The following is a 26287-nucleotide window of genomic DNA, read 5'->3' as shown; positions in this document are numbered from 1 at the left end:
CCTCACGGATAGGCGTAGAGGACCGGCATCAGTCCCGAGACCGCCTTGAAACGCTCCCAGGACTTGTCGGCCGGCTTCGTCCAGGCGCTCTCTGCAAGCGCCGAGATCCGCGGAAACACCAGGCGGTCGAAGACCGCGCGATCGGTCATCGGCTCTGACCAGATGCAGGCCTGGATGCCGCGCAACTTCTCCTTCTGCTCGTCGCTCCAGCCTTCCACCGGATCGAAATTGTAGAGCTTCTCCGGCTCCGACCACCCGGCCCAGCTGGCGCCCGGCTCATCCCAATCGGGGCTGTTGGCCATATCGAGGTAGTAGACCTGCCCTGGGCAGACGACCATCTCGTAGCCTTGACCGGCAAGTGCTGCCGAAACTTCGACGCTACGCCAGCCGCAGAGATAGCTCTTCGTCTTGTCGATGACGTCGCCGTGCGCCGCTTCTTCCCATCCACCGGTGACGCAACCTTGTTCGGCGAGGAACTTCTGGATCCTTGCAAGAAACACGGATTGCAAAACGGCGGCCCCCGATCCGTCGATGTCATCGGCGCCGTGCGTATTGGTGATGACGTTGAGACGCTTGGCATGTGCCTCGGCCATGGCGTCTCCGCCGATCTCGCGCAGCCGCGCCAACGCTTCCGGCGAGCCCGACCAGGCGCCAAGGGGCACCTCGTCGGCGCCGATATGGATCGTCTTGAAGGGGAAGAGCTCGATCAGTTCGCGGAAGATGGTTTCCAAAACCTCATAGGTCTTCTCGCGGGCCGGGTTCACGCAGTTATCAGGGAAGCCCTGGACCGAATAGTAGCTTCCGGCTTCCTGCGGGTCGCGAAGTTCCGGGATCGCCTGCTGCATGGCATAGCAATGTCCAGGGACGTCGATCTCCGGCACGACCTCGATGCCAAGCTCCCTGGCGTGCGCCACGATCTCGCGAACCGCAGCCTTGGTGTAATAACCGCCGGTGCGGGCTGCGCCGGAACCGAGCAGCGGCGGTATGGCAAGGCCATGTCCGCGCCAGGCGCCGACGTTGGTCAGGGCTGGATAGGCGTCGATTTCGACGCGCCAGGCCTCGTCGTCCGAAAGGTGCCAATGAAAGCGATTGACCTTGTTCCAGGCGAGGATACTGAGCAACTTCTTGATTTCGGCCTTGCCATAGAACTGTCGGGCCACATCGAGATGCAAGCCCCGCCATCCCATGGATGGCTCGTCGCGGATCTCGCCTTCAACGGGGAAGCGGAATGCGTGCGGATAGAGGTGCGCGCCACGCCAAATCTGCGCAAGCGTGATCAGGCCGTAGAGCAAGCCCGTATGCGTGCTGGCGGAAATGCGAACGATATCGCCGGCGAAGGAAATGCCATAGGCCTCCGACGCGAAGCCGTCGATCACATCAAGCATGACAGGCATTCCGCCTTCGGAGGCAGGACGAACAATCCCCTCGACGGCAAAGAGCTGTTCGACGAGACCGGTAAAGGCAGTCGCCGCGGCAATTGCCTGGGGATTGCTGGCGTTGAGCGCGAACCCCGGAGGGACCGAACGCTTGCCCGATACCGACACCTCGTTCGGCCACGGCACGATCGCGACAGGCACCGGCGGATTGGCCGGCACGGGGTAGATTTCTGCGCCGCGCTTCAATGGCGCATTGTTGGCGAGCGATCGGGTCGGCTCCACCGATAGCGCAAGCGTGCTGCCGTTGGCGAAAGCCACATAGGCGCCGGTTGCCCCATCCGTCCAATGTTGAAATGGCCAGCTGAGGGAGGAGATGGTCAACGTCCAGGTCTTGCCCGCCTCAAGCTCGAAATTTTCGGGCGGCAGAAATTCGGTGAAGTTCGATAGCCGGCGACCGATCGTGCCACCCTCGATCTGAACCGCTGGATCGACCCGTCCCGGTCCGCTGATGCAGAGGGTGAAATCGGCAATCGACTTCGACGAAAGGTTCTTGAGAGTGAGTGTATAGGCCTGGGCTCGTTCTTCCAAAGCGGGGAGCCATGAGCTTTCGAGCCGCAGGGCGGGTTGGCGCTGTATCGACATGATCATCTCTTGATAGCGTTGCGGGGATTAGGTTTTGAGCATTCCGGCATAGACGCCGGGAGCGGAATTGGGGATCGGCATGGCGCCCACGGCCTTCTCGTAGAAGGCGGCAGGCCCGACATCGCCTATGATGGCGTATCCGTAGCCCATGGTTCTGAGATCGAAGAGGCTGGCAAGCAGCAGGGCGTGTCCGATCCCCAGCCCGCGCGATCCTTGCTCGACGCCGGTCGGTCCGAAAAAGCTGCGCGCGATGGATTCATGGCACGCAAAGCCGACCAGCCGCTGGTCACGGGTTGCGATAAAGCAGGTTGGTGGCTGGCGGGTCAGTGCGACAGCCGTCTCGCTCGCCCAGCCGTCGCCAAATTCTCCAGCGACCCATTTGGCCACGAGTTTGGCTTCCGGAGCGAGTGGGCGCCGGATCGTCACGCCAAGATCCTTCATCCTTTTGGTGAGATCGGCATTCGGCTCGAGGGCCGATAAATTGACGAGGTAGTCCAAGGTTGCCTCCCTTAGTTCGATGCCGCAAGCGGGCGGACGAAATGGTTTGGCCCGACCTGTTCGACGGCCGCCGACGGCGGCCGGCTGAGCGCACGGACCTTTTCGGCCTGCTCGAGAAAGCGAGCACTTCCTCCGGTGACGAACGGCTTGCCGCCATCGGGTACGGCCGACAGCAGCAGTTGCGTGTATCGGTGCCGTGGACTACCGATAACCGCGTTCGTATCCCCCCACTCGACCATCTGACCGGCAAACATCACGACAATTTCCTCAGCGACATGCGCGGCCGTCGCTATGTCGTGTGTGATGTAGAGAAGCGCGAGGTTCTTTTCACGCTTGATGCGCGCAAGAAGCTCGAGAATTCCCATGCGGATCGACACGTCGAGCATCGAGGTCGGCTCGTCGGCCACAAGCACGCCCGGCTGTACCGCGAGCGCACGCGCAATATTGACGCGTTGCCGCTGGCCGCCCGAGAGCTCGTGCGGAAACTTTCGTTTGGTGAGCGCAGGATCAAGTCCGACATCGGCAAGGAGCGTCGAGACAGCATCCGCCAGGACCGCCTTGCCCTCGGCATGCTTGTGCAGAATCAGCGGTCGCGACAAGTGGTGCTCGATCGAAAAAACGGGATTGAGCGACGAGAATGGATCCTGAAACACCATCTGGACCTCCCGCCGGTAAGCGCGCTCGTCCAGAGCCGGACCGACGGCGGTGAAATCGCGTCCCCTGAACCAAAGCTTGCCCGATGTCGGCTGATCCATGCGCGCGATGATGCGGGCGCAGGTGGTCTTGCCGCAGCCAGATTCCCCGACAAGCGCAAGAGCCCTGCCGGCATGGAGCGATAGCGAGATCCCGCGCAAAGCGTGAACAGGGCCGAAGCGGCGTTCGATGTCGGTCAGACGGATCACCGGCTCGGACGGAGCCGTAGACAGTTGAGGGCTCGTGCTCATGCGATCGCTCCCGCCAGGTGCCGGCTCGGGAGCTGCGGTATGGCGTTCCATAGTTTGCGGGTATAGTCGTGCACCGGCGCCTGGCTAACCTGCCTGACGTCACCGACCTCGACGAGTTCGCCTTTCAGCATGACCCCGATGCGGTGGCAAAGCTGTGCCATCAGGTGCAGGTCGTGGGTGATAAAAAGCACCGAGAAGCCGTAAGTTCGCTGCAGGTCGATGACCTGCTCGAGGATCTCCCGCTGCACGACGACGTCGAGCGCGGTCGTCGGCTCGTCCATGATGATCAATTCCGGCCTCAGCGCCAGGCAGATGGCGATAACGATGCGCTGTCGCATGCCGCCGCTAAACTGGTGCGGATAGTCCGAAATACGGCTGGCCGGAATACCAACCAGCCTGAACATCGCTTCGGCCTGTTGCCGCGACTGGCTTTTCGAGCAACCCGCGTGCCGATGCAGCACGTCATGAAACTGCGCATCGATGCGCATCAGCGGGTTCAGCGAGTTCATGGCGCTCTGGAAGACCATGCCGACGCGTTTCCAGCGGATCTTCTGCATCTCCCCGTGGGGCAACTGCAAAAGGTTCTGCCCGTCCAGAAGGATTTCGCCGCTGGCGACCCAGGCTGGCGGTTTCGACAGGCGAGTGATGGCATAGGCGATCGTGCTCTTGCCGCAGCCGGACTCGCCGGCAAGGCCGAACAACTCGCCTCGACCGATGCTGAAGGTCACATCCTTCACCGCTCGGAACTCGCCCTTGTCGAGCAGATAGTCGACGTTGAGGTTGCGGATCTCAAGGAGATCATTGCTCATTGGGCAGCCTCCAGATTGCGATTGCGTGCACGATTGAGCCTGAGCCAGCGGCTGAGTGCAGGGCCGGAGCGAAGCTGCGGATTGGCGATCTCGTCAAACGTGAAGTTGACAAGCGCCAGGCCGAGGCCGATCAGCGCGATGCCGGCGGCCGGCGCTCCGATATCCCACCATGCGCCAAGGATGATCGCCGACGAGTTCTGCGCGTTATAGAGCATGGTTCCCCAACTGACCTGCAAGGGGTCGCCGAAGCCGAGATATTCCAGGGTCGTCTGCGCGACGATGGCGTAGATGATGCTGCCGACGAGGTTGATGCCAATGAGCGGCAGCAGGTTCGGCAGGAGCTCCACGAAGACGATGCGCCAGCCCGGTTCGCCAATCATTCGCGCAGCCGTGACGAAATCGTGGGTCCGCAGCGCAAGCGTTTGCGATCGGGTCATGCGCGCTCCCCAGGGCCAGGAAGTCAAAGCGATGATTGCCATGATCGCGAGCGGCCCGACGGTGCCGGCAAACGATGCAAGCAGGATGAGAAGCGGTATGTTCGGTATGACAAGGACGGCATTCGTTGCCAGGTCGAGCGCGGCATCCGTGCGGCCGCCGACATAGCCGGCTATCAGACCGATCACCGTGCCAAGAAGCGTGATGGCGATGCCTGTCGCAAAACCGACTGCGATCGATGTGCGCGCACCCCAGACGAACTGGGTGTAGACATCACGGCCCATCTTCGTCGTGCCCATGACATGCTCGAACGTTGGCGGCTGATGCGACCGGCCAACACGTGCGCTCGGGTTCGCTGGCGCGATGACCGGCGCCAGGATCGCCATCAGGCAAAGTGCCAAGATGATAACGAGACCGACGATCGCCTTGCGCTGCTGGCGGATCAGTTTCAGGGCGGCATTCATTCGGCGGCCTCCCGCAATCTGGGGTCAACGAGACCATAAATGATGTCGACGAGGAGGTTGGCTCCAAGCGTTGCCAGCGTCATCAACAGCAGCTGCCCCTGGATGACGGGATAGTCGCGGGCGACGCTTGCGGTAAACAAGGTCAGGCCGAGACCCGGATAGTTGAAGACGATCTCGGTAACGATCGATCCGCCGAAGACGGCGCCAAGCATCAGCGCAAGGTTCGTCAACACCGGGAGCATGGCGTTTCTTGCACCGTAGCCGAACATCACGGTCATCGAGGTCAATCCCTTGGCCCGACCCATGGTGACGTAATCTTCGCCAAGCACGGAAATCATCGACGATCGCATCGTCGTCTGGAATTCGCCGATGAGGTACGGCGACAGTGTCAGCACCGGCATGATCGCGTGAAAGAAGACGCTTCCGACGAAAGCGAAATTCAATCCGGGGTCCAGGCCCGGATCGTAGGCATAGCCGACGGGAAACCAGCGGAGCGACACGCCGAACACGAAGAGCGTCGTCAGTGCCACGATCACCGGCGGAACGGCGATCATGACGACCGACAGGGGCGAAACGATCGTGTCGAAACGGCCGCCGCGCCGCCACGCGGCCACCGCGCCAAGCGTCACGCCGACGAGCAAGGAAAACAGGATCGCCGTGATGACAAGGAAGGCCGTCCACAGGGTCGAGCGAGCGAGCACCTCGACGACGGTCTGCGGATAGTATTTCACCGAAACCCCGAGATCGAGTGTTGCCAACCCTTTCAGATAGTCAACGAATTGGGCGGTGATCGGCGCATCGACTGCGCCGAAGCGCGCCTTTATCGCTTCGATCGCGGCGGGTGTGGCGCGAGAGCCGAGCTGGGCGATCATCGCGTCGACGGGGGTCCCCGGCATCAGCCGGGGAACCGTGAAGTTCATGACAATCGCAAACACCAGCGCGATCGCGTAGACGCCGAGGCGTCGAGAGGAAATACGCATGCCGTTGCTTCCCTAGCCGAGCTTATTGCACGGGCTTCAGACGCAGCAGGTGCACGAGACGCATACGGTTGTTGTCATGGTTTTCCGGGTTCATGACGGGTTCCTTGTCCGTCACCCAGCCGGTGAAGCGCTTGGTCGAATACTGATACCATGTGGGGCCGTTGAACACTGGCACCATCGGCATGTCGTCCGCGACGATCACCTGGATCTCATCGAAGAGCCTCCGGCGTTCGTCGTCGCTCGTCGCCTTGCGGTAGGCGTTGAACGCCTCGTCCAGCTTCGGATTGGAGTAGCGCGTCGCCGCGCTCGTGATACGACCGGCAAAGGCGGTCGACATCGACTGGTAGTAGCCGCGGAAGGGTGTCGAGCCGTCGGCGCGGGAATTCAAGGCGACATCGAAGCTGCCGTCGAGCAATTGTTTCTGCCACTGCTCGTACTCCGGCGTTGCTACCGATACGTTGAGGCCGGCCGCACGCAGCCCCTCCGCGGCAATCTGGGCATCGTCGATCCAATCGGTCCAGCCGTTGGGGATGATGATCGTGAAGGCGATCGGTTGCCCGCCCGGCGTCGACCGGAAGCTGTCGGCGCCCTTCTTGTAGCCGGCGTCGTCGAGTACCTTATTTGCCTTGTCGACATCATAGGCCATCCACTCGTCGGCGGCACCTTCGGCTGCCTTGTTGCGCCAGGCTTCGAAGCGCGGTGGCAGGCCGCTTGCATGCTGGCTGGCGACCGGATAGCCGAAGCCCGCGACATCGACCATCGAAGTGCGATCCATGGCGAGGCTGAAGGCGCGGCGGAAATTGAGATCATTGAAAGCCTGAGCGTTTGCGGCATTGCCGGTCTTCAGGTTCATCTGGAACGCAACGGTTTCGGCTGGCGGCTGCCAATAGCCGTTGTTCTTGGGATCCAGCGCCACGAATGTCTTGTCGATCTGTGGCAGGAACGAACCGATCCAGTCCATCGTGCCTTCCGGCAATAGTGCCAGCATCTGATCATTGCCCGATATCTGCGGGAGTTTCAGGCAATCGACATGCAGCGAGGCTGCATCCCAATAGTTCGCATTGCGGCACTGTTCGTAGACCTGTGGCGTGAAACGGCGGATCTCGGTCATCGGGCCGGAGCCGACCGGGTTCTCGTTCTTGAAGGCAACCGGATCGGCGACGTCCTTCCAGATGTGTTCCGGCACGACAGGGAAATCGGCAAGCGATTCGGGGAACTCGGTATTGACGTCCTTGAGGTTGATCTTGACTTCGCTTGGCGACGGCGCCTCGACCGACGCGACTGTCTCACCGACGCCGACGGTATCGGTCGCCGGGTTCTTGAGCATCAGTTCCAGCGTGTACTTGACGTCCGCGGACGTTAGCGGCTGGCCGTCCGACCATTTGACGCCATCGCGCAAGACATAGGTGATCGACTTGAGGTCGTCGGAAAACCTGTAGCTTGTAGCGAGCCGGAAAATGGGTTTGCCGCCGTCATCGGCATTGAAGATTACCAGCGGCTCGTAGATGAAATCCATCGTGCTCTGGCGTCGGCCCGCGAGGTCGAAGGGGTTGAAATTCCTGACCCAGCTCGTCTGCTCCTCGATATGCATCGACAGCGTTGCCTCAGCGTTGACCGGCGTTGCGAGGACGCCTCCGTTGGTCATGAGAGAGACTGCGAGGCCCGTCGCAGACAAAAGGATAGCGCGGCGCGAAAACGCGCAATAATGCCTTGTTTTCATGGTCTTAAGTTCCCTCTTTTGAGCTTGATTTGATTTAGTCAATCAATTTGATTTAATCAAACTACGATTTTTCGTATCGGTCAATCCGAGGCGCGGAAAATTATTCGCGGGAACCACAAAGTGGCGGTGGAATACGCCGAAGCATGGAGGAAGAAGGCGTGTGGAGGGTTGCCACAGGCAAGCGTGAACGATGCTTCACGACCGGTGGAGTTTACGCCGGCCTGACGGCGTCCGGATGGGCTGCCTTGAAGGCCGGCAGTGCATTGCACGCATCGGCAATGCGCGCGACGCGCGGAAACGCCGACATTTCGATCCCTGAGCGACGGGCGTTGTAGACCTGCGGCACGATGCAGAAATCGGCCATTGTCGGCGTGTTGCCAAAGCAGAAGCGGCCCGTCGTCGGATTGTCAAGCATCTGCTCGAGTGCGCGTAGTCCGCTGCCGATGAACTTGATCATCCATTCCGTTCGCGCGCCCTCATCGCCGGTAAGGCGGGCGACGTGGGAGACGACGTTGAGGTTGCAGATCGGATGGACGTCCATCGCAACGGCATAGGACAGCGCCCTCACCCGTTGCCGCCCCACGACGGTATCGGGCAGGAACCGGCCTTCTGGTCTTGTCTCGGCAAGGTATTCGATGATGGCCAGCGATTGCGTCAGCGTATGCCCATCGATGCGCAGGCTCGGAACCAAGCCCTGGGGATTGATGCTCAGATAATCAGGATCCTTGTGGGCCGAGGAAAGCAGGTCGATCGGTACGGTATCATAGGCAAGCCCCAGCGTTCGAAGGGCAATGCGGACCCGGTAACTCGCCGAGGAACGCCAGTAGTCGTAGAGCACGATCTCTGTCATTGGCGCTCATCCCCACTGTAGCGCTGCACCATCTGCTCGATCGCGCCGAAAATCGATGCACCATGCCTGTCGTTCATCTCGATGCGTACGGTATCGCCGAAGTGCAGGTAAGGTGTCCTCGGTCCGCCGAGCTCGATCGTTTCGATCATCCGGATCTCGGCGATACAGGAATATCCATCGCCGCCTTCGGCGATGGGCTTACCGGGGCCGCCATCACGCTTGTTGGAGACAGTCCCGGAACCGATGATCGAGCCTGCCGCCAGCGCGCGCGTTTTTGCTGCATGCGAAACAAGTTGCCCGAAGTCGAATGTCATGTCCACGCCGGCATTGGCACGGCCAAACGGGATGCCATTCAGGCTCACCAGCAGGGGAAGATGGATCTTGCCATCCTTCCACGCCTCGCCAAGCTCGTCTGTCGTTGCGGCGACGGGTGAGAAGGTCGATGATGGCTTCGATTGGAAGAAACCAAATCCCTTGGCGAGTTCATCGGGAATAAGGCCCCGTAACGACACGTCATTTACCAGCATCACCAGCCGGATTGCGTTGCGTGCCTGCTCGGGTGTCGCTCCCATCAGGACGTCGTCGACAATAACGGCGACCTCGCCTTCCATGTCGATGCCATACGTCTCGTCGGTAGCAAGGATCGGGTCGCGAGGTGAAAGAAAGCTGTCGGATCCACCCTGGTACATCAGCGGATCGGTCCAGAACGTGCGGGGCATATCGGCGTTTCGAGCTCGTCGCACCAGTTCGACATGGTTGACGTAGGCCGATCCATCGGCCCACTGGTAGGCGCGGGGCAGCGGCGAACGCACATGACGTTGGTCGAAGGGCTCAGATGGCTCCGAGCCGGCTTCCAGTCGCTCAGCGATGCGGGCAAGTTTTGGCGCGGCTGCAGGCCAGTCGTCCAGCGCCGCCTGCAGGGTGCGGGCGACCTCGCCGGCATGGGCAAAGCGCGTCAGGTCGCGGGAGACGACGATCAGCTGGCCGTCCCTGGTGGAATCTTTGAGTGTGGCGAGTTTCATGGAATCTGTCCGAGTTCGGCTCACTTAATGCCCGGCGTTCCATCGAAGCGCCTTTCCAGGCCATCCCAGCAATCGATGTAATCGTCCTGCAGCGTCTCCAGTTCAGCCGCATATTTCGTCAGCTGCTGCGGGAAACGGGTCTCGAACATGAACGCCATCGTGTGATCCAGCTTGACCGGTTTCAGTTCCGTGTCGGACGCCTTTTCGAAGCCTGATGCATCCGGCCCATGCGGCAGCATCATGTTGTGCAGGCTCATGCCGCCCGGAACAAAGCCTTTTTCCTTGGCGTCATATTGTCCATGGATCAGGCCCATGAACTCGCTCATGATGTTGCGATGGTACCAGGGCGGTCGGAAGGTGTGTTCGGCAACCAGCCAGCGCGGCGGAAAGATCACGAAGTCGACGTTCGCCGTGCCCTCTTCGCCGCTCGGTGCCGTCAGCACCGTGAAGATCGATGGATCCGGGTGATCGAAGAGAATGGCGCCGACCGGGGAGAAGGTGCGCAAGTCGTATTTGAATGGCGTATAGTTTCCATGCCACGCTACGACGTCGAGCGGCGAATGCCCGATCTCCGTCACATAGAACTTGCCGCACCATTTCACATGCACCCGGCACGGTGTCTCCTTGTCCTCGAAGGCTGCAACCGGGGTCTTGAAGTCGCGCGCGTTTGCCAAACAGTTGGCGCCGATCGGCCCGCGATCCGGCATGGTGAACTTCGCGCCGTAGTTTTCGCAGATGTAGCCGCGCCATTGGGGTCCCTCGCCGAGACGCGCGACCTTGAACATCATGCCGCGGGGTACGAGGCAGATCTGCGCAGGCTCGACTTCCATCACGCCCATCTCGGTGAAGACGCTGATGGCGCCGAGTTGCGGAACAATGAGCAGTTCGCCATCGGCATTGAAGAAATAGTCATCGACCATGTCATCGTTGAAGGCATAGGCATGCGCAGCCATGCCGACCTGGGTCATGACATCGCCGGCCGCCGTCATCGTTCGGATTCCGGCAAGAAAGTCCGTGCGCACTGTCGGTGCAGGGACGGAATCCCACCGCAGCTGACCAAGTGGCAAGGAGTGGTCGTCGAGACATGGCGCTGATTTCCAGAATGGATAGCGCGCATTGGCAAATCTGCGGGTGTGACGCACGCTTGGCCTGATGCGGTAGAGCCAAGAACGCTCGTTCGTCCCGCGCGGAGCGGTAAACGGTGAGCCCGAAAGCTGTTCGGCGTAGAGACCGTAATTGCATTTCTGCGGACTATTCTGGCCCTGCGGCAGTGCGCCGGGAAGCGCCTCCGTCTCGAAGTCGTTACCGAACCCCGGCATGTAAGCGAGCGCACTGGCTCCGGCCCATGCACGGGAACGTGGTGCTTCGTTCGTGTCCATGCTTGCATCTCCTCCACTCATATAGTTACAAACGTAACCGTCTATTTTGTAACTATCAAGGAACAGTCATGGCGGATCGATTCGAGCTGGACGGCTTCATTCCCTACCGGCTTAACCGGGCATCGGAACTGATCAGCCTGTCATTCGCCCGGCAGTACAAGGAAGAGTTCGACCTGACCCGGCCGGAATGGCGGACATTGGCAGCGCTTGGCAGCGTCGGCGTGATGACGGCAAAGGACATCGGTGCCCATTCGCACATGCACAAGACGAAGGTGAGCCGGGCCGTTCGTGCATTGGAACAGCGCCACTGGTTGAAGAGAGTTCCAAGCGACATCGACCGACGCTTCGAGCAGATCGAACTCACGGAGCTTGGCCACCGATACTATCGGAAGATCACACTCCTAGCGGACAGATACCAAGAGACGGTGCGCCTCATGCTCGGCGAAGAGGCGATCCGGCATCTCGATCTTGCGCTCGCGGCGATCGAGGCCTCTGCAGGACTGCGACGTAAATCGAAATGAACTATGAGCCAGTCAACGGATAGCCCTTGAAGTTCTTCAAGGTATTGAGGACAATCGAGGTCTTCACGTGCTGGACGGATTCGTGCGGTAGAAGCACATCGTTGACGAAGCGTGAAAGGCCGGCGAGACCACGGGTTGCGACCTTGAGATGATAGTCCATTTCGCCCGTTAGCGCATAGGCCTCCAGGACCTCCGGAAGACCATTGACCAATTGCGCAAAGCGGCGAGCGTTGTCGCGATTGTGCGTCGCCAATGTAACCGAGATGACGACCAGCAGGTTGAGCCCCAACCTCTCCGGATCGAGATTTGCCTGATAGCCGCGAATGAAGCCCTCGGCTTCCAGCCGCGTTCGTCGTCGCGAACATTGCGAGGCTGAAAGGGCGATGCGTTCGGACAGTTCGATATTGGTCAAACGTCCGTCACTTTGAAGCTCGGCGAGGATCTTGAGATCAAATCCATCCAGTTGCTCAGGCATTGTATGATATGTCCATTATATGCGTGTTGCGTGCGTATAATTTGACTGAAGCGCTTTCAATGCAAGCACATTGCATCGAAGCAGGGCCATAATTGCACCAAATGGCTACAGTCACAGGAGCAGCAAATGGGCCCGTATCCACACGACGCACCGCCGTCTCAGATTACCCCGGACAACCCCGCAGGAACGGATGGGTTCGAATTCGTCGAGTTCGCGCATCCCGAGCCGGAGAGGCTCGCGGAACTGTTCACGCGCATGGGATATCAGGCTGTCGCAAAGCACAAGACCAAGAACATTACTGTCTGGCGTCAAGGCGACATCAACTACATCGTCAATGCCGAATCGGGCAGCCATGCCATGCGCTTCGTCGACGATCATGGTCCTTGCGCTCCGTCGATGGCATGGCGTGTTGTCGATGCCAAGCATGCATTCGAGCACGCCGTTGCCAAGGGCGCGACCCCTTACGAAGGGGATGACAGGACCCTTGATGTGCCGGCAATCGTCGGTATTGGCGGATCGCTTCTCTACTTCGTGGAGCGCTACGGTGCGAAAGGCTCGGCTTACGACCTGGAGTTCGACTGGCTGGGCGAGCGTGATCCGCGGCCAAAGGGCGTTGGCTTCTTCTACCTCGATCACCTGACCCATAACGTCTATCGCGGCAACATGGACAAGTGGTGGGATTTCTATCGGGAACTCTTCAATTTCAAGCAGATACACTTCTTCAACATCGACGGCCGCATCACTGGCCTGATGAGCCGCGCAATCACCTCGCCCTGCGGCAAGATCCGTATTCCGCTCAATGAATCGAAGGACGAGACCAGCCAGATCGAGGAGTATCTGAAGAAGTACAGGGGTGAAGGCATCCAGCACATTGCTGTCGGCACCGACGCCATCTACGAGGCGACGGACAGCCTCGCCAAGAATGGCCTTCGCTTCATGCCCGGCCCGCCCGAAACCTACTACGACATGTCATGCGAACGCGTGCACGGACATGACGAACCGATCGACCGGATGCGCAGACATGGCATTCTCATCGACGGCGAAGGCGTGCTCGATGGCGGCACGACCAAGATATTGCTGCAGATCTTCTCGAAGACCGTGATCGGCCCGATTTTCTTCGAGTTCATCCAACGCAAGGGCGACGAAGGCTTTGGCGAGGGCAACTTCCGGGCGCTCTTTGAATCCATCGAAGCCGACCAGATACGCCGCGGCGTGATCAAGCCGGCTGCCGCCTAGCGGTTGGCGTAACTGCAAAATCAATGGCCGTCGGGGGCAACAGCCTCCGGCGGCACCGTTTCGAGCAGGTTCTTCCGATGAAAGATAAACAGGCCAGCGACGACGATGATCGTTGCGCCGGTGATCACGTAGAGATCCGGAACGTCGCCGAAGAACAGGTATCCCAGCGCAATTGCCCAGATCAGCAGGCTGTATTGCAGCGGCGCCAGCAGTGACGCTGGGGCGAGCTTGAGTGAGCGTGTGATCAAAAGGTGGGCGCAGGAGGCAACGACGCCAAGCGCAAGCATCCCACCGAGTTCGACCGGCGTGGTTGGTTGCCAGGTGCCGATTGATAGCACCGCACCGACGAGGAGGGCGGCGATCATTTGCCATGTAACGAGCGTCGTGTCGCTGGTGTTGCGCAGATATCGGTTCAGAACCAGTGCCACCGCAAAGGACAGGCTGCCGACAACGCCGAAAAGCGAGGGCAGCGACAACATCGCCGAGGATGGACGCAGCGCGATCACCACGCCGCAGAAGCCGACGAAGACTGCGAGCCAACGGCGCCAGCCGATCCGCTCGTTGAGGAAGAAATGCGAGAGCGCGGCGACATAGATCGGTCCGGCCATGTAGAAGGTCATCACGTCAGCGAGCGGCAGGTAGGCGACGGCGGCGTAGAACAGGCCGACATCGAGTGTCGCCAAGAGCACGCGAAGGACCTGCAGCCCCTTCAGCTCCACCTTGACAAGCTGGGCAGGACCTTGCCGAGCGATGAGCGGCCCCAGAATGATGAAACTTCCGAATGAGCGGATGAGCAGCACTTGCCCGACAGAGAAGTTTGTCACCAGCCACTTACCCATCGCATCGTTGAGGGCGAAGAGAAAGTCCCCGAGCAGCATCAGAACAACGCCCATCAGTACGACGTTCTTGAAGGCAGTCGCGGTAGGCTGCGGTAGCATGTCGGAATTCCTATGGTCGGCCGCCGCCTCGTTGCGGCAGGCGGGGCGTCGCGCATATGGTCCGGGGTGTCAAGTCGTTGCGGCGGCTATTGCGACTTGCCGCGGAACATTTCGATGATCGCCGAGAAATCGCGGCCGCCGTTCCCCTGTTTCTCGAAAAGGGCGTAAAGCTGCGAGGCTTCGGCTCCGAGCGGCGTTGATGCGCCAGTCGATAGCGCAGCCTCTTGTGATAGTCGCAGATCCTTCAGCATCAGTGCGGCCGCAAAGCCCGGCTTGTAGTCGTTGTTCGCGGGCGACGTCGGCACCGGCCCCGGGACTGGGCAATAGGTGCTGATAGACCAGCATTGTCCCGACGAGGTCGAGGCGACGTCGAACAGTGCCTGATGCGAAAGGCCGAGCTTCTCGCCGAGTGCGAAGGCCTCGCAGACACCGATCATCGATATGCCGAGGATCATGTTGTTGCAGATCTTGGCCGCCTGTCCGGCGCCCGCCTCGCCACAGTGGACGATTTTCTTGCCCATGGCTTCCAGGATCGGTCTGGCCTTCGCAAAGGCGTCGTCGGAGCCTCCGGCCATGAAGGTCAACGTACCAGCCGCCGCCCCGCCGGTGCCGCCCGAAACCGGGGCATCGAGGGAAAGGCAGCCGGTATTGCTTGCCATTTCGTGCGCCTTGCGGGCGCTATCGACGTCGATCGTGGAGCTGTCGATCACAAGCGTTCCGGCGGGAATGGAGCGAAGGATATCAGTCCAGGCGCTGAGCACGTGCTTGCCCTGCGGCAACATCGTGACGACGATCTCCGCGCCCGAGACAGCCTGGCTGATATGGCTCGCGGCCGTCACCCCATGTGCTTCGGCGGCCTGAAGGACAGGGGCTGCCAGATCGAAACCCGTGACCTGATGACCCGCCTTGACGAGGTTGGCGGCCATCGGCCCGCCCATATTGCCGAGCCCGATGAAAGCGATCCTTGCCATGACATTCTCCTATCTGTTGTCTTCCAGGATCATCGCCGCCGCTTTTTCGGCGATCATGATCGTCGGCGAATTGGTGTTGCCCGACGTGATCGTCGGCATCACGGAGGCGTCTGCGATCCGAAGCTTCGCCAGCGCCCTGAACTTTAAGCGAGGATCGACGACACTTTCGCGATCCGAGCCCATCCGACATGTTCCGACGGGATGGAAGATCGTGGTGCCAATCTCGCCGGCGGCCTGCGTCAGGTCAGCATCCGTGCGGTAGCTCGGGCCGGGCTTGAACTCCTCCGGATTAAACCGCGCGAACGACGGCTGTGCTACGATTTTCCGCGTCAGGCGTATCGAACGGATAGCTATGTCGCGATCGCGTTCGGTCGAGAGATAGTTCGGGCTGATCGTCGGCTGGGCGGCAAAGTCCGGGCTCGCCGCATGCACCGAACCACGGCTCTCCGGCCTCAGATTGCAGACGCTCGCTGTGATGGCCGGGAACGGGTGGACTGGATCGCCGAACTTGTCGAGCGACACTGGCTGCACGTGATATTGAAGATCGGGTGTCTCCTTGTCGGGACCGGAGCGGGTAAAGACGCCGAGCTGGCTGGGTGCCATTGCCATCGGTCCTGAACGCCTGACGAGATATTCCAGGCCAATCGCCGCCTTACCGATGAGCCTTGTTGCCTTCTCGTTCAACGTCGGAACGCCGGTGACTTTGTAGGCCATCCGAAGCTGCAGGTGATCCTGCAGGTTCTCGCCGATGGCCTTCACCTCGATGGCCACCTCGACGCCCGCATTCTTGAGCACCTCACCGCGGCCAAGGCCCGACAATTCCAGAATATGCGGTGAACCGATCGCGCCGGCTGCCAGGATCGTTTCCCGTGCCGCGTAAGCGCGCTTCGTGGTGCCGCCATGCTTGTAATCGACACCGGTGACAGTGCCCTCCTCGATCACCAGCCGGGAGACCTGAGCCTTTGTCAAAACTGTCAGATTGCCTCGCCGCATGGCCGGACGCAGGAATGCCTTGGCGGTGTTCCAGCGAATGCCGGACCGTTGATTGACGTCGAAGTAGCCTGATCCCTCGTTGTTGCCGGTGTTGAAATCCGGGCTTTCGGGAATGCCGGCCTCCTTGGCGGCAGCCTGGAATGCATCGAGTACCGCCCAGCGCACGCGGGCCTTTTCCACGCGCCACTCACCGCCTGCGCCATGCAGTTCGTTTTCGCCGCGATAGAAGTCCTCCGATTTGCGGAAAAACGGAAGCACCTCGTCCCAGCTCCAGCCGGTGCATCCCATCTGTCGCCAGAGATCATAGTCGCGCGCCTGGCCACGCATGTAGATCATGCCGTTGATCGAGGAGCACCCGCCGAGCACCTTGCCGCGCGGATAGTTGAGCGCGCGCCCGTTCAATCCATCCTGTGGCGCGGTCGTGAAGCACCAGTCGGTGCGCGGGTTGTTGATGCAATAGAGATAGCCGACGGGGATATGGATCCAGTGGTAATTGTCGCTGCCGCCAGCCTCCAGCAAAAGCACACGTGTGTTCCGGTCCTCGGACAGCCGGTTGGCGAGGACGCAGCCGGCGCTGCCGGCGCCGATGATGATGTAGTCGAAGCGATCCATGCGAATGCCACCCCGCGGGTTAGCGGCGGTAGACGAAGCCGAGTTTCCGACCGAGGCGCGATGCGTAGAACTCACCGATGATGCCACGGCGGAATATCAGCACGCAAATCATGAATACGATGCCGGTGATGATCGTCACCGGAAATTCCGATGTCGCCAGATAGTTTTCGAGCGTTACGACGAGGCCAGCGCCGAACAGCGGACCGATCAGCGTCCCGATGCCGCCAAGCAGGGTCATCAGGATCACCTCGCCCGACATCTGCCAGGCAACATCGGTCAAGGTGGCGAACTGGAAGACCAGCGATTTCACCGCCCCGGCCAGGCCCGCAAGAGCGGCCGACATCACGAAGGCACCAAGCTTGTAGCGGGCGACGGAATAACCGAGCGATATCGCCCGCTGCTCGTTCTCGCGGATCGATTTGAGGATCATTCCGAATGGCGAATTGATGAAGCGCCAGATGATCAGAATGCCGACGATAAAGACGGCCAGCACGAAATAATACATGTTGGTCGAATTATTGAGATCGAGGAGGCCGAACAAATGGCCGCGCGGCACGGATTGGATTCCGTCCTCGCCATGCGTGAACTCCGATTGCAGGCAGAAGAAGAAGAACATCTGCGACAAGGCCAGCGTGATCATGGCAAAGTAGATGCCTTGGCGGCGGATCGCGAAAAAACCCATAACGAGACCGAGGACGGCGGCACCCGCGACACCGACCAGGATGCCGAGCTCCGGCGAAAATCCCCATTCCTTGACGGCATGGGCCGTGAAATAAGCCGCTCCGCCGAAGAAGGTCGCATGGCCGAACGACAAAAGGCCAGTATAGCCGAGCAACAGATTGAAGGCGCAGGCAAACAGCGCAAAGCACAGAAGCTTCATCAGGAAAATCGGATAGAAGAAGAACGGCGCCAGCAGCAGGAGCAGCAGGCCGATGATGAGGAAGGCGGCCTGCACCGAAAGGGCGGTGCGGCTCTTTTCCGGTCTCATCGTTTCAGTGATCTCTGTCATCGTCATGCATCCCGGCCGAAGAGGCCCGCGGGCCTGATGAGGAGAACAATCGCCATGATGACGAAGATCACGATGTTGGAAGCTTCGGGATAGAAGACCTTGGTGAGACCTTCGGCAATACCGAGCACGTAGCCGGTGATGATCGCCCCCATGATCGAGCCCATGCCGCCGACCACGACGACGGCGAAGACGACGATGATCATGCTGGAGCCCATCAGCGGCGACACCTGATAGATCGGTGCGGCCAGCACGCCCGCAAAGGCCGCGAGACCGGCTCCAAGCGCATAGGTCAATGTCAAGAGGACCGGCACGTTGACGCCGAATGCCTGGACAAGGGTCGCATTCTCGGTGGCGGCCCTCAGATAGGCACCGAGCTTCGTCTTCTCGATCAGCAGCCAGGTGCCAAGGCAGACGACAAGCGACACGACCACGACCCAGCCGCGATAGATCGGCAGGAACATGAAGCCGAGATTGACCGCACCGGCAAGAGCGGCGGGTTGCGCATAAGGCTGCCCGGAAGAGCCATAGAGGTAGCGGAAGGTGCCCTCCACGGCGAGTGCGAGCCCGAAGGTGAAGAGCAGGCCGTAAAGCGGATCGAGGTCATAGAGCCGGCGAAGGAACAGTCGCTCGATCACCGCGCCGGCAAAGCCGACAATGACGGGCGCCAGGATCAGCGACGGCCAATAGCCGATGCCGGCGTAAGCAAGCAGGAGGTAGGCGGCGAAGGCACCGAGCATATACTGCGCGCCGTGCGCGAAATTGATGACCCGCAACAGACCGAAGATAATGGCGAGCCCGAGACTGAGGAGAGCGTAGAACGAACCGTTGATCAGGCCGATCAACAATTGGCCCATGAACGCCTGCAGGGGAATGCCGAAGATCATCGTCATCAGATCACACTCCCAGAACCTTGTGCAACGTATCCATCCGATCGGGTAATTCGCCCACCGGGAACTCCGACACCATCTGTCCGTGGTCCATAAGATAGAAGCGATCGGCGATCCGGCTAGCGAAGCGGAAATTCTGCTCGACGAGCAGGATTGTCATGCCGCGCTCCTTCAATTGCTTCAGCACCTCGCCGATGCGCTGGACGATAACCGGCGCCAGTCCCTCGGTGGGTTCATCGAGCAACAGCATGCGAACGCCGGTGCGCAAAATGCGGGCAATCGCCAGCATCTGCTGTTCACCGCCCGACAGCTTCGTGCCCGGACTGTTGCGGCGCTCGTAGAGATTTGGGAACAGCTCGTAGATTTCGTCGACGGTCATGCCGCCGGAGGCAACGACCGGCGGCAGCATCAGATTCTCGGACACCGTCAGCGTCGCGAATATGCCCCGCTCCTCCGGTACGAAGCCGATGCCCCGGTGTGCCGTCTTGTGCAACGGCACATGCATCATGTCCTCGCCGGCAAAAGTCAGCTTGCCCTTGCGGGCGCGCACGATGCCGGTGATGGTGCGCAGCGTCGTCGTCTTTCCGACGCCGTTGCGGCCAAGGATGGTAATCGTCTCGCCTTCGGCGACACGCATGTTGACGCCATGCAGGACGTGGCTTTCGCCATACCAGGCGTTGAGCCCCTGGACTTCCAGAAGTGTCGTCATCAACCCTCCTCCGAGCCCATGTAGGCCTGGCGCACCCGCGCATCGGCGCTGACCGTCGCGTAATCGCCCTCGGCAAGGATTTCTCCACGCTGCAGCACGGTCACATGCTGGCAGATGTTTGCGACGACAGACAGATTGTGTTCGACCATCAAAACGGCGCGGTCGCGCGCCACTTCACGGATCAGCGCCGAAACAACGCCCACATCCTCGTGCCCCATGCCAGCCATCGGTTCATCAAGCAGAAGCACCCGTGGATCAAGGGCAAGCGTCGTTGCGATCTCGAGCACGCGCTTGCGGCCATAGGAAAGATCAGCCGCGATCGCGTCACGCTCCTTGGAAAGACCGACTTTCGCCAGCAGCTGTTCGGCGCGATCGTTCAACTCGTCAAGGGCCGAAAGCGGGCGCCAGAACTGCGTCGACAGGTTGTTTGGCCGCTGCAGTGCCACGCGGACATTGTCGAGAACGCTCAGGTGCGGAAATACTGCCGAAATCTGGAACGACCGCACCAGCCCCATACGCGCGACCTTGTCAGGCGCCGTTTTGGTGATGTCCGTGCCCATCAGCGTGATCGTACCGGCAGTGGGCTGCAGGAACTTCGTCAGCAGGTTGAAGACCGTGGTCTTGCCGGCGCCGTTGGGGCCGATCAAGGCGTGCACACTCGCATCGTGAACATCCAGATCGACATTCTTGACGGCGGTGAAGCCCCCGAAATCGCGGCGTAGGCCACGGGCGGAGAGCACCACCCGCGGCATCGCGTTCGATTGTGTCGCGGAAACCGCCATCGGTTCAGTTCACCAGGGCGCAGCCGCTCTTGGCGGGATCGATATAGGCTTCCTTGCCGGGGATGGTCGCCAGCACGTTGAAGTAGTCCCACGGCTCCTTGCTGTCGGCCGGCTTCTTGACTTGAAGCAGGTACATGTCATGGATCATGCGGCCGTTCGGGCCGACCGTTCCGCCGCGCCCGAAGACGTCATCGACCGGCATTTCATGCAGTTGCCTGGCAACGGCATCGGTGTCGTCGGTACCGGCCTTCTGGATCGCCTTCAGGTATTGAAGCACGGCCGAGTAGGTGCCCGTGTGGACCATGTTCGGCATCCTGCCTGTACGCGCGAAGAACTTCTTGCCGAACTCGCGGCTCTTGTCATCGAGGTTCCAGTAGTAGCCCTCGGTCAGCGTCAGCCCCTGCGCGGCATCGAGGCCCAGGCCATGGACTTCGGCCAGCGTGAAGAGCAGTGCCGCCAGATGCTGGCCGCCCTGGGTGATGCCGAACTCGGCTGCCTGCTTGATGGCGTTGGAGGTATCGAGGCCGGCATTGGCAAGGCCGATCACCTTGGCACCGGAGGACTGGGCCTGCAGCAGGAAGGATGAGAAATCCTGGTTCGACAGGGGATGGCGCACGGAACCAACGACCTTGCCGCCGGCGGACTTGACGAAATCGCTCGTCTGTTGTTCCAGCGAATAACCGAATGCGTAGTCGGCCGTAAGGAAGAACCAGCTGTCGCCACCCTGCTTGACGAGTGCGCCGCCCGTGCCGACGGCGAGCGCATGCGTGTCATAGGCCCAGTGGAAGCCATAGGGCGAGCAAGCCTTGCCGGTCAGATCCGTGGTCGCCGCGCCGGTGACGATGTCGATCTTCTTCTTTTCCTTCGCAATGGCCTGAACCGCGAGCGCTACCGATGAGGTGGTCAGTTCCATGATCGCGTCGACCTGTTCGGTGTCATACCATTGACGAGCGATGTTGGAGGCGATGTCGGCCTTGTTCTGGTGGTCGGCATCGACGATCTCCACCGGTACGCCGAGCACCTTTCCGCCGAAATCCTCGACAGCCATCTTGGCTGCTTCGACGGAGGATTTGCCGCCGAAATCGGCATAGACACCGGACTGATCGTTCAGGATGCCGATCTTCACCTTGCCGCCCGATGCACCATCGGCGAGTACGGCGGTACTGCTTGCAAGCAGAAATGCCAGCGACGCAATGAGATTCTTTCGCATATTCCTCTCCTCCCAGAGATTGGCCAGAATGCGGATCTGTTCAAATTTGGCCAGCCACCCTCCTCAAAGCCGCCAGCCCATGCCTTACGATCATGGAATTGCACCGATCAGGCAAGGCCGCTTTACAACTAATTCCAAACAGTATCTGTTCGTTTTTGAACAGAAGCGTTGCTCTGTCGCGACTCCGGCCCAATGAATGCAAATCGTTAGGGTGCTTTCGTTGGAACCTAGGGCGGACCGCGGCGAGGTGCAGCCTGTGCCGTATTAGACGAAAGACCAATATGGCGTGGCCGAGCGATGCCAGGGCCGACAGGGGGCTCGAATGAACAATCAGCCGCAATTCACGTGGGACGACCTGCAGTTCTTTCTGGCGGTTGCTCGCACCGGGCAGCTGTCGACCGCCGCGCGGCAACTGCGCACCAGCCATGCGACGGTCTCGCGTCGCATCGACCGGCTGGAGTTTGCTCTCAAGGTCAAGCTCTTCGAGCGCAACCCGCGCGGATACGTGATGACGGCGATGGGCGCGCGCTTCGTCGAGACTGCCGAGAAGATGGAGCAGGAAACAGAGCGGCTGCGTGCCGATCTCACCGACGGCGCAACGATGCAGCGTGGGGTTGTGCGGCTCAGCGCGCCTGAGGGCTTCTCCAACTTCTTTTTTGCGCGCGTGCTGCCGCAGTTTGTGGCAAGCCATCCCAATTTGTCGCTTGAGTTGGTGACGATCCAGCAGATCATGTCGCTGTCGCGCAAGGAGGCCGATATCACTGTCGTTCTCGATGAGCCGAAGGGCGGACCATACTTCTCGGACAAGCTCACCGACTATCATCTCCAGGTCTATGGCTCGAAGGAATACCTGCGCCGGAGCGCGCCCATTGCCTGCCGCGACGACCTGTTGGATCATCCGTTCATCAGCTACATCGAAGAAATGATCTTCGCGCCCGGCCTCGACTATCTCGGCGACGTGCATCCGCGCATCAAACCGCAGTTTCAAAGCTCGAGCATCTTTGCGCAGCTGACGGCAACCCGAAACGGCCTCGGGCTTTGTGTGCTTCCCTATTTCTTCGCCAGTCGCTACCCCGAGCTCGAACGGGTCCTTCCCGACGACATCGATCTCAGGCGGCACTACTGGATCACCTGTCATCGTGACCTTCGCCAGTCGCCACGGGTGCGGGCGGTCATCGATTTCCTGCGTGAAGCGGTCGTCGGCGAGGATGTCAGGTTCATCCCGCCATGGGTGAAACGGTAGATTGACGTCGAAATCTCGTGGCGAGTTGACCCTTCCAACCTGCGGGTCTATGCCCGAAGGATGTCGCACCGGCAGAGGAATGAGGAGGAATGACCATGCAGCACACCCGCGAGATCTTCGACTGGGCCGATCCGTTCCGGCTGGTGGAGCAGCTTACGGACGAGGAGCGCATGGTGCAGGAGACGGCGCACGCTTATGCGCAGGACAAGCTGGTGCCGCGCGTGCTCGAAGCCTTCCGCCAGGAGAAGACGGATCCGAAGATCTTCCGTGAGATGGGTGAGCTTGGGCTGCTTGGACCGACGATTGCCCCGCAGTATGGCGGGGCGGGCCTCGGCTACGTTGCCTATGGCCTGATCGCCCGCGAGGTCGAGCGCGTCGACAGCGGCTACCGCTCGATGATGAGTGTGCAGTCGTCTCTTGTCATGGTGCCGATCGATGCCTTCGGTTCGGAGGCGCAGAAACAGAAATATCTGCCAAAGCTTGCGACCGGCGAATGGATCGGCTGCTTTGGCTTGACCGAACCCGACCACGGCTCGGATCCGGGCTCGATGGTGACGCGGGCAAGGAAGGTCGATGGCGGCTATAGCCTGTCGGGTGCCAAGACCTGGATCTCCAATGCCCCGATCGCTGACGTCTTCGTCGTCTGGGCCAAGACCGAGGACGGTGTCATCCGCGGCTTTATCCTGGAGAAGGGCTGGAGGGGCCTGTCGGCGCCGGCCATCCACGGCAAGGTCGGTCTGCGCGCCTCCATTACCGGCGAGGTAGTGATGGATGATGTCTTCGTGCCGGAAGCAAACCTGCTGCCGAACGTGTCCGGCCTCAAGGGCCCTTTCAGCTGCCTGAACTCTGCCCGCTTCGGTATTGCATGGGGGGCGCTTGGCGCTGCCGAGGACTGCTATGCCAAGGCGCGCCAATATGTTCTGGACCGCAAGCAGTTCGGCCGGCCGCTCGCCGCCAACCAGCTGATCCAGAAGAAGCTTGCCGACATGATAACGGAAATCTCGCTCGGTCTGCAGGGCTGCATCAGGCTCGGCCGTATGAAGGAAGACGGGCACCCGCCGGTGGAGCTGACCTCGATCGTCAAGCGCAATTCGTGCGGCAAGGCGCTCGACATCGCGAGGCTTGCCCGCGACATGCTGGGCGGTAACGGCATATCCGATGAGTTCGGCATTGCCCGCCATCTCGTCAATCTCGAGGTCGTCAACACCTATGAGGGCACCCACGACGTCCACGCCCTTATCCTCGGCCGCGCCGTCACCGGCATTGCCGCCTTTGCGAATTGAACCGTATCGACCATCGCGCAAATTGAAACCTGCGCGACAATGTGCCAGCCTCCCATGACCGCGATTAAATTGTGCGCGGCATGGGGGATTGCACATGCTTTTGTTTCTTGCATTTCTGATTGGAATGATTGCGGGGCTCAGAGCGATGACGGCGCCGGCTGCTGTTGCCTGGGCGGCTGCTCTCGGCGGGTTTGACGTTTCGCAGACACCCGTTGCCTTTATGGGATATCGCTGGACGCCGTGGGTGTTCACACTGCTTGCTGTCGTCGAGTTGATTACCGACCAGCTGCCATCAACCCCGTCCCGCAAGGTTCCCATGCAGTTTGCGGCCCGCTTGATAATGGGCGCGCTGACGGGTGCCACGATCGGCGCCTCCGGCGGCTCGTTGGTCGGCGGGCTCATTGCTGGTGTCGTCGGCGCCGCGGTTGGCACGTTCGGCGGAGCGGCGGCTCGTGGTAAGCTCGCCGCCGCCTTCGGCAAAGATACACCGGCAGCGCTGATCGAGGATGCGGTTGCGATCATCGGCGCGCTCATCATCGTGGGAGCTGTGTGATGCCTAGTTTTGACGCCATCGTCATCGGGGCCGGCCAGTCCGGTCCCTTCCTCGCCGCCCGCATGGTCGCGACGGGCATGAAGGTGGCGTTGATCGAGCGCAAGTTCCTCGGCGGCACCTGTGTCAATGCAGGCTGCATGCCGACCAAGACGCTGGTGGCAAGTGCCCGCGCCGCCCATGTGGCGCGACGCGGTGCGGACTTTGGCGTGGTGATCCCGGGTGGCGTGGGCATCGACATGTCGGTGGTGCGCAAGCGTGCTGAAACCGTGACGATGAACGCCCGCAACGGCCTGATCAACTGGTTTGCCGGCTTGGACGGCATGACCGTCATCTATGGGCATGCCCGTTTCAAGGACGCCCATAGCGTGACCGTCAACGGCGAGACGCTGACGGCCCCGAAGATCTTCCTGAATGTCGGCGCGCGGCCGACCATTCCCGATATGCCCGGTATCGGCGATATCGATTACCTGACGAGCACCTCGATCATCCATCTCGATACGCTTCCCACGCATCTGACGATTATCGGCGGCAGCTATATCGGGCTTGAGTTCGCGCAGATGTATCGCCGTTTCGGGGCCGAGGTGACGGTGATCGAGCGCGGCCCGAAACTTGCCTCGCGCGAGGATGCCGATGTCTCCGACGCGATCGCCGATATCCTGCGCTCGGAAGGCATTGGCGTGCACACGGATGCCGACGGGATCGGATTCTCAAAGACGGTCGATGGGATCGAGGTCAGCATCGGCAATGGTCAACCGGCCATCGAGGCGAGCCACGTGCTTGTTGCCACCGGGCGCACGCCGAATACCGATGACCTTGGTCTCGACAAGGCTGGCGTCGTTACCGACAGCCGTGGCTACATCACCGTTGACGACAAGCTTGCCACCAACGTCGAGGGTATCTGGGCGCTCGGCGATTGCAACGGCCGCGGGGCCTTTACCCATACATCCTACAACGATTTCGAAATCGTCGCCGCCAACCTGCTCGACGGCGAGGACCGCAAGCTCAGTGACCGCATCCTCGCCTACGCGCTCTACATCGACCCGCCGCTCGGCCGTGTCGGCAAGACCGAGAAGGAAGCGCGCGCCTCCGGCCACAAGATCATGATCTCGACCCGGCCGATGAGCCGGGTCGGCCGCGCCAATGAGCGTGCCGAGACCAAGGGCTTCATGAAGGTGATCGCCGACGCTGAGACACAGCAGATCCTGGGCGCTGCGATCCTTGGGATCGAGGGTGACGAGGCGATCCACGGTTTCATTGATGCGATGAATGCCAAGGCACCCTACCCGGTGCTGAAATGGGCGGTGCCGATCCATCCCACGGTGTCTGAGCTGATCCCGACACTGCTTGGAGATTTGAAGGCGGTTTAGCCGGCAATCGCCGCTGTCTCGCGGACACGCCTTCGCCTTCACGCGATCCTTGTGGCCCGTGGCTTGAGGCTGCATGTCACTCGGACGGGGTGCTGCAAGTTGCCTCGCTGGAGTAAAACAATATGGCGCTTGCCAGCGCCCGTTCGGCGGTTTGTGCCGCAACTGCGGCCTTACTGCATCCTCCGGACGCTTTCGCGTTTCCGGCAGCCTTGTGTGCCGCACAGGCACGTCCTGGGCGACACTCGACGGAACATTCGCACAATGCCGCCGTCCCGGAGGGAGACCATTTTCTGCGAGCCCGAATGCGGAAGCTTACGTCCTTCTTCCGCATTCGGCGCCGATCCCGTCTCGCCGCAACGCCTTGCGGTGCGCGACGGGA

Annotated in this window: 25 protein-coding genes; 6 read left to right on the top strand and 19 right to left on the bottom strand. The window is 60.8% G+C overall.

The features are described 5' to 3' along the window. Nucleotides 1–2: 2 nt before the first annotated feature. The 10 genes from K9B32_RS26255 to hmgA form a co-directional block, all read right to left on the bottom strand. Nucleotides 3–2024, bottom strand: a complete 2022-nt coding sequence (locus tag K9B32_RS26255; protein ID WP_224567809.1) for a beta-N-acetylhexosaminidase — start codon at nucleotides 2022–2024, stop codon at nucleotides 3–5. Nucleotides 2025–2045: 21 nt separating this feature from the next. After that, on the bottom strand, nucleotides 2046–2516 hold the full coding sequence (locus K9B32_RS26250; RefSeq protein WP_224567807.1) for a GNAT family N-acetyltransferase: 471 nt from the start codon (nucleotides 2514–2516) through the stop codon (nucleotides 2046–2048). A gap of 11 nt (nucleotides 2517–2527) precedes the next feature. Next, nucleotides 2528–3460 carry an ABC transporter ATP-binding protein gene (locus tag K9B32_RS26245; protein ID WP_224567805.1) on the bottom strand — a complete coding sequence of 311 codons (933 nt, stop codon included), beginning with the start codon at nucleotides 3458–3460 and terminating at the stop codon, nucleotides 2528–2530. After that, nucleotides 3457–4269 carry an ABC transporter ATP-binding protein gene (locus K9B32_RS26240; RefSeq protein ID WP_224567803.1) on the bottom strand — a complete coding sequence of 271 codons (813 nt, stop codon included), beginning with the start codon at nucleotides 4267–4269 and terminating at the stop codon, nucleotides 3457–3459. The genes K9B32_RS26245 and K9B32_RS26240 overlap by 4 nt, the downstream gene beginning before the upstream one ends. After that, the gene (locus K9B32_RS26235; protein ID WP_224567800.1) at nucleotides 4266–5168 is read right to left on the bottom strand and encodes an ABC transporter permease; all 903 of its coding nucleotides are present in this window, start codon (nucleotides 5166–5168) and stop codon (nucleotides 4266–4268) included. Before K9B32_RS26235 ends, K9B32_RS26240 begins: the two co-directional genes overlap by 4 nt. Continuing rightward, a complete protein-coding gene (locus K9B32_RS26230; protein WP_224567798.1) occupies nucleotides 5165–6148 on the bottom strand; it encodes an ABC transporter permease in 984 nt (327 codons plus the stop codon). Before K9B32_RS26230 ends, K9B32_RS26235 begins: the two co-directional genes overlap by 4 nt. Nucleotides 6149–6170: 22 nt before the next feature. Beyond that, entirely contained in the window at nucleotides 6171–7868 is a 1698-nt protein-coding gene (locus K9B32_RS26225) for an ABC transporter substrate-binding protein (RefSeq protein ID WP_411969753.1), read from the bottom strand. 211 nt (nucleotides 7869–8079) lie between these two features. Then, nucleotides 8080–8718 carry a maleylacetoacetate isomerase gene (gene maiA / locus K9B32_RS26220; RefSeq protein ID WP_224567794.1) on the bottom strand — a complete coding sequence of 213 codons (639 nt, stop codon included), beginning with the start codon at nucleotides 8716–8718 and terminating at the stop codon, nucleotides 8080–8082. Beyond that, the gene (locus tag K9B32_RS26215; protein ID WP_224567792.1) at nucleotides 8715–9740 is read right to left on the bottom strand and encodes a fumarylacetoacetate hydrolase family protein; all 1026 of its coding nucleotides are present in this window, start codon (nucleotides 9738–9740) and stop codon (nucleotides 8715–8717) included. The genes maiA and K9B32_RS26215 overlap by 4 nt, the downstream gene beginning before the upstream one ends. A gap of 20 nt (nucleotides 9741–9760) precedes the next feature. Next, nucleotides 9761–11119, bottom strand: a complete 1359-nt coding sequence (gene hmgA / locus K9B32_RS26210; protein WP_224567791.1) for a homogentisate 1,2-dioxygenase — start codon at nucleotides 11117–11119, stop codon at nucleotides 9761–9763. 68 nt (nucleotides 11120–11187) lie between these two features. On the opposite strand from hmgA, the gene K9B32_RS26205 reads away from it, so the two are divergent. Beyond that, entirely contained in the window at nucleotides 11188–11640 is a 453-nt protein-coding gene (locus K9B32_RS26205; RefSeq protein ID WP_224567789.1) for a MarR family winged helix-turn-helix transcriptional regulator, read from the top strand. A gap of 1 nt (nucleotide 11641) precedes the next feature. On the opposite strand, the gene K9B32_RS26200 is transcribed toward K9B32_RS26205, so the two are convergent. After that, entirely contained in the window at nucleotides 11642–12115 is a 474-nt protein-coding gene (locus K9B32_RS26200; RefSeq protein ID WP_224567787.1) for an Lrp/AsnC family transcriptional regulator, read from the bottom strand. Between the two features lie 126 nt (nucleotides 12116–12241). Here K9B32_RS26200 and hppD point away from each other — a divergent pair, with 126 nt between their 5' ends. Continuing rightward, on the top strand, nucleotides 12242–13351 hold the full coding sequence (gene hppD / locus K9B32_RS26195) for a 4-hydroxyphenylpyruvate dioxygenase (RefSeq protein ID WP_224567785.1): 1110 nt from the start codon (nucleotides 12242–12244) through the stop codon (nucleotides 13349–13351). Between the two features lie 20 nt (nucleotides 13352–13371). Here hppD and K9B32_RS26190 read toward each other — a convergent pair whose 3' ends face one another. The 8 genes from K9B32_RS26190 to K9B32_RS26155 all read right to left on the bottom strand — a co-directional run bounded on the left by K9B32_RS26190 (nucleotide 13372) and on the right by K9B32_RS26155 (nucleotide 21462). Beyond that, complete coding sequence (locus K9B32_RS26190) at nucleotides 13372–14289, bottom strand: DMT family transporter (RefSeq protein ID WP_224567783.1); 918 nt, start codon at nucleotides 14287–14289, stop codon at nucleotides 13372–13374. 86 nt (nucleotides 14290–14375) lie between these two features. Beyond that, nucleotides 14376–15260, bottom strand: coding sequence for a 3-hydroxyisobutyrate dehydrogenase (gene mmsB / locus K9B32_RS26185; RefSeq protein ID WP_224567781.1), 885 nt, complete (start codon nucleotides 15258–15260; stop codon nucleotides 14376–14378). A gap of 9 nt (nucleotides 15261–15269) precedes the next feature. Beyond that, nucleotides 15270–16865, bottom strand: a complete 1596-nt coding sequence (locus tag K9B32_RS26180) for a GMC family oxidoreductase (RefSeq protein ID WP_224567779.1) — start codon at nucleotides 16863–16865, stop codon at nucleotides 15270–15272. A gap of 19 nt (nucleotides 16866–16884) precedes the next feature. Beyond that, nucleotides 16885–17874, bottom strand: coding sequence for a branched-chain amino acid ABC transporter permease (locus K9B32_RS26175; protein ID WP_224567767.1), 990 nt, complete (start codon nucleotides 17872–17874; stop codon nucleotides 16885–16887). Between the two features lie 2 nt (nucleotides 17875–17876). Next, a complete protein-coding gene (locus K9B32_RS26170; protein WP_007795501.1) occupies nucleotides 17877–18764 on the bottom strand; it encodes a branched-chain amino acid ABC transporter permease in 888 nt (295 codons plus the stop codon). Between the two features lie 4 nt (nucleotides 18765–18768). Next, nucleotides 18769–19470, bottom strand: coding sequence for an ABC transporter ATP-binding protein (locus tag K9B32_RS26165; protein WP_224567765.1), 702 nt, complete (start codon nucleotides 19468–19470; stop codon nucleotides 18769–18771). Beyond that, the gene (locus K9B32_RS26160; protein WP_224567763.1) at nucleotides 19470–20252 is read right to left on the bottom strand and encodes an ABC transporter ATP-binding protein; all 783 of its coding nucleotides are present in this window, start codon (nucleotides 20250–20252) and stop codon (nucleotides 19470–19472) included. Before K9B32_RS26160 ends, K9B32_RS26165 begins: the two co-directional genes overlap by 1 nt. A 4-nt stretch (nucleotides 20253–20256) precedes the next feature. Then, a complete protein-coding gene (locus tag K9B32_RS26155) occupies nucleotides 20257–21462 on the bottom strand; it encodes an ABC transporter substrate-binding protein (protein ID WP_224567761.1) in 1206 nt (401 codons plus the stop codon). A 322-nt stretch (nucleotides 21463–21784) separates the two neighbouring features. Between K9B32_RS26155 and K9B32_RS26150 the strand changes: the two genes are divergently transcribed. The 4 genes from K9B32_RS26150 to K9B32_RS26135 all read left to right on the top strand — a co-directional run bounded on the left by K9B32_RS26150 (nucleotide 21785) and on the right by K9B32_RS26135 (nucleotide 25908). After that, nucleotides 21785–22705, top strand: coding sequence for a LysR family transcriptional regulator (locus K9B32_RS26150; RefSeq protein WP_224567759.1), 921 nt, complete (start codon nucleotides 21785–21787; stop codon nucleotides 22703–22705). 95 nt (nucleotides 22706–22800) lie between these two features. Next, nucleotides 22801–23988, top strand: a complete 1188-nt coding sequence (locus tag K9B32_RS26145) for an acyl-CoA dehydrogenase (RefSeq protein ID WP_224567842.1) — start codon at nucleotides 22801–22803, stop codon at nucleotides 23986–23988. Between the two features lie 94 nt (nucleotides 23989–24082). Next, the gene (locus tag K9B32_RS26140; RefSeq protein WP_224567757.1) at nucleotides 24083–24541 is read left to right on the top strand and encodes a DUF4126 domain-containing protein; all 459 of its coding nucleotides are present in this window, start codon (nucleotides 24083–24085) and stop codon (nucleotides 24539–24541) included. Beyond that, a complete protein-coding gene (locus K9B32_RS26135; RefSeq protein ID WP_224567755.1) occupies nucleotides 24541–25908 on the top strand; it encodes an FAD-containing oxidoreductase in 1368 nt (455 codons plus the stop codon). Before K9B32_RS26140 ends, K9B32_RS26135 begins: the two co-directional genes overlap by 1 nt. The last annotated feature ends 379 nt before the right edge of the window (nucleotides 25909–26287 follow it).

This window comes from Rhizobium sp. 3T7 (assembly GCF_020166565.1).
GTDB lineage: Bacteria > Pseudomonadota > Alphaproteobacteria > Rhizobiales > Rhizobiaceae > Rhizobium.
This window is presented reverse-complemented; position numbering and strand designations above follow the sequence as displayed.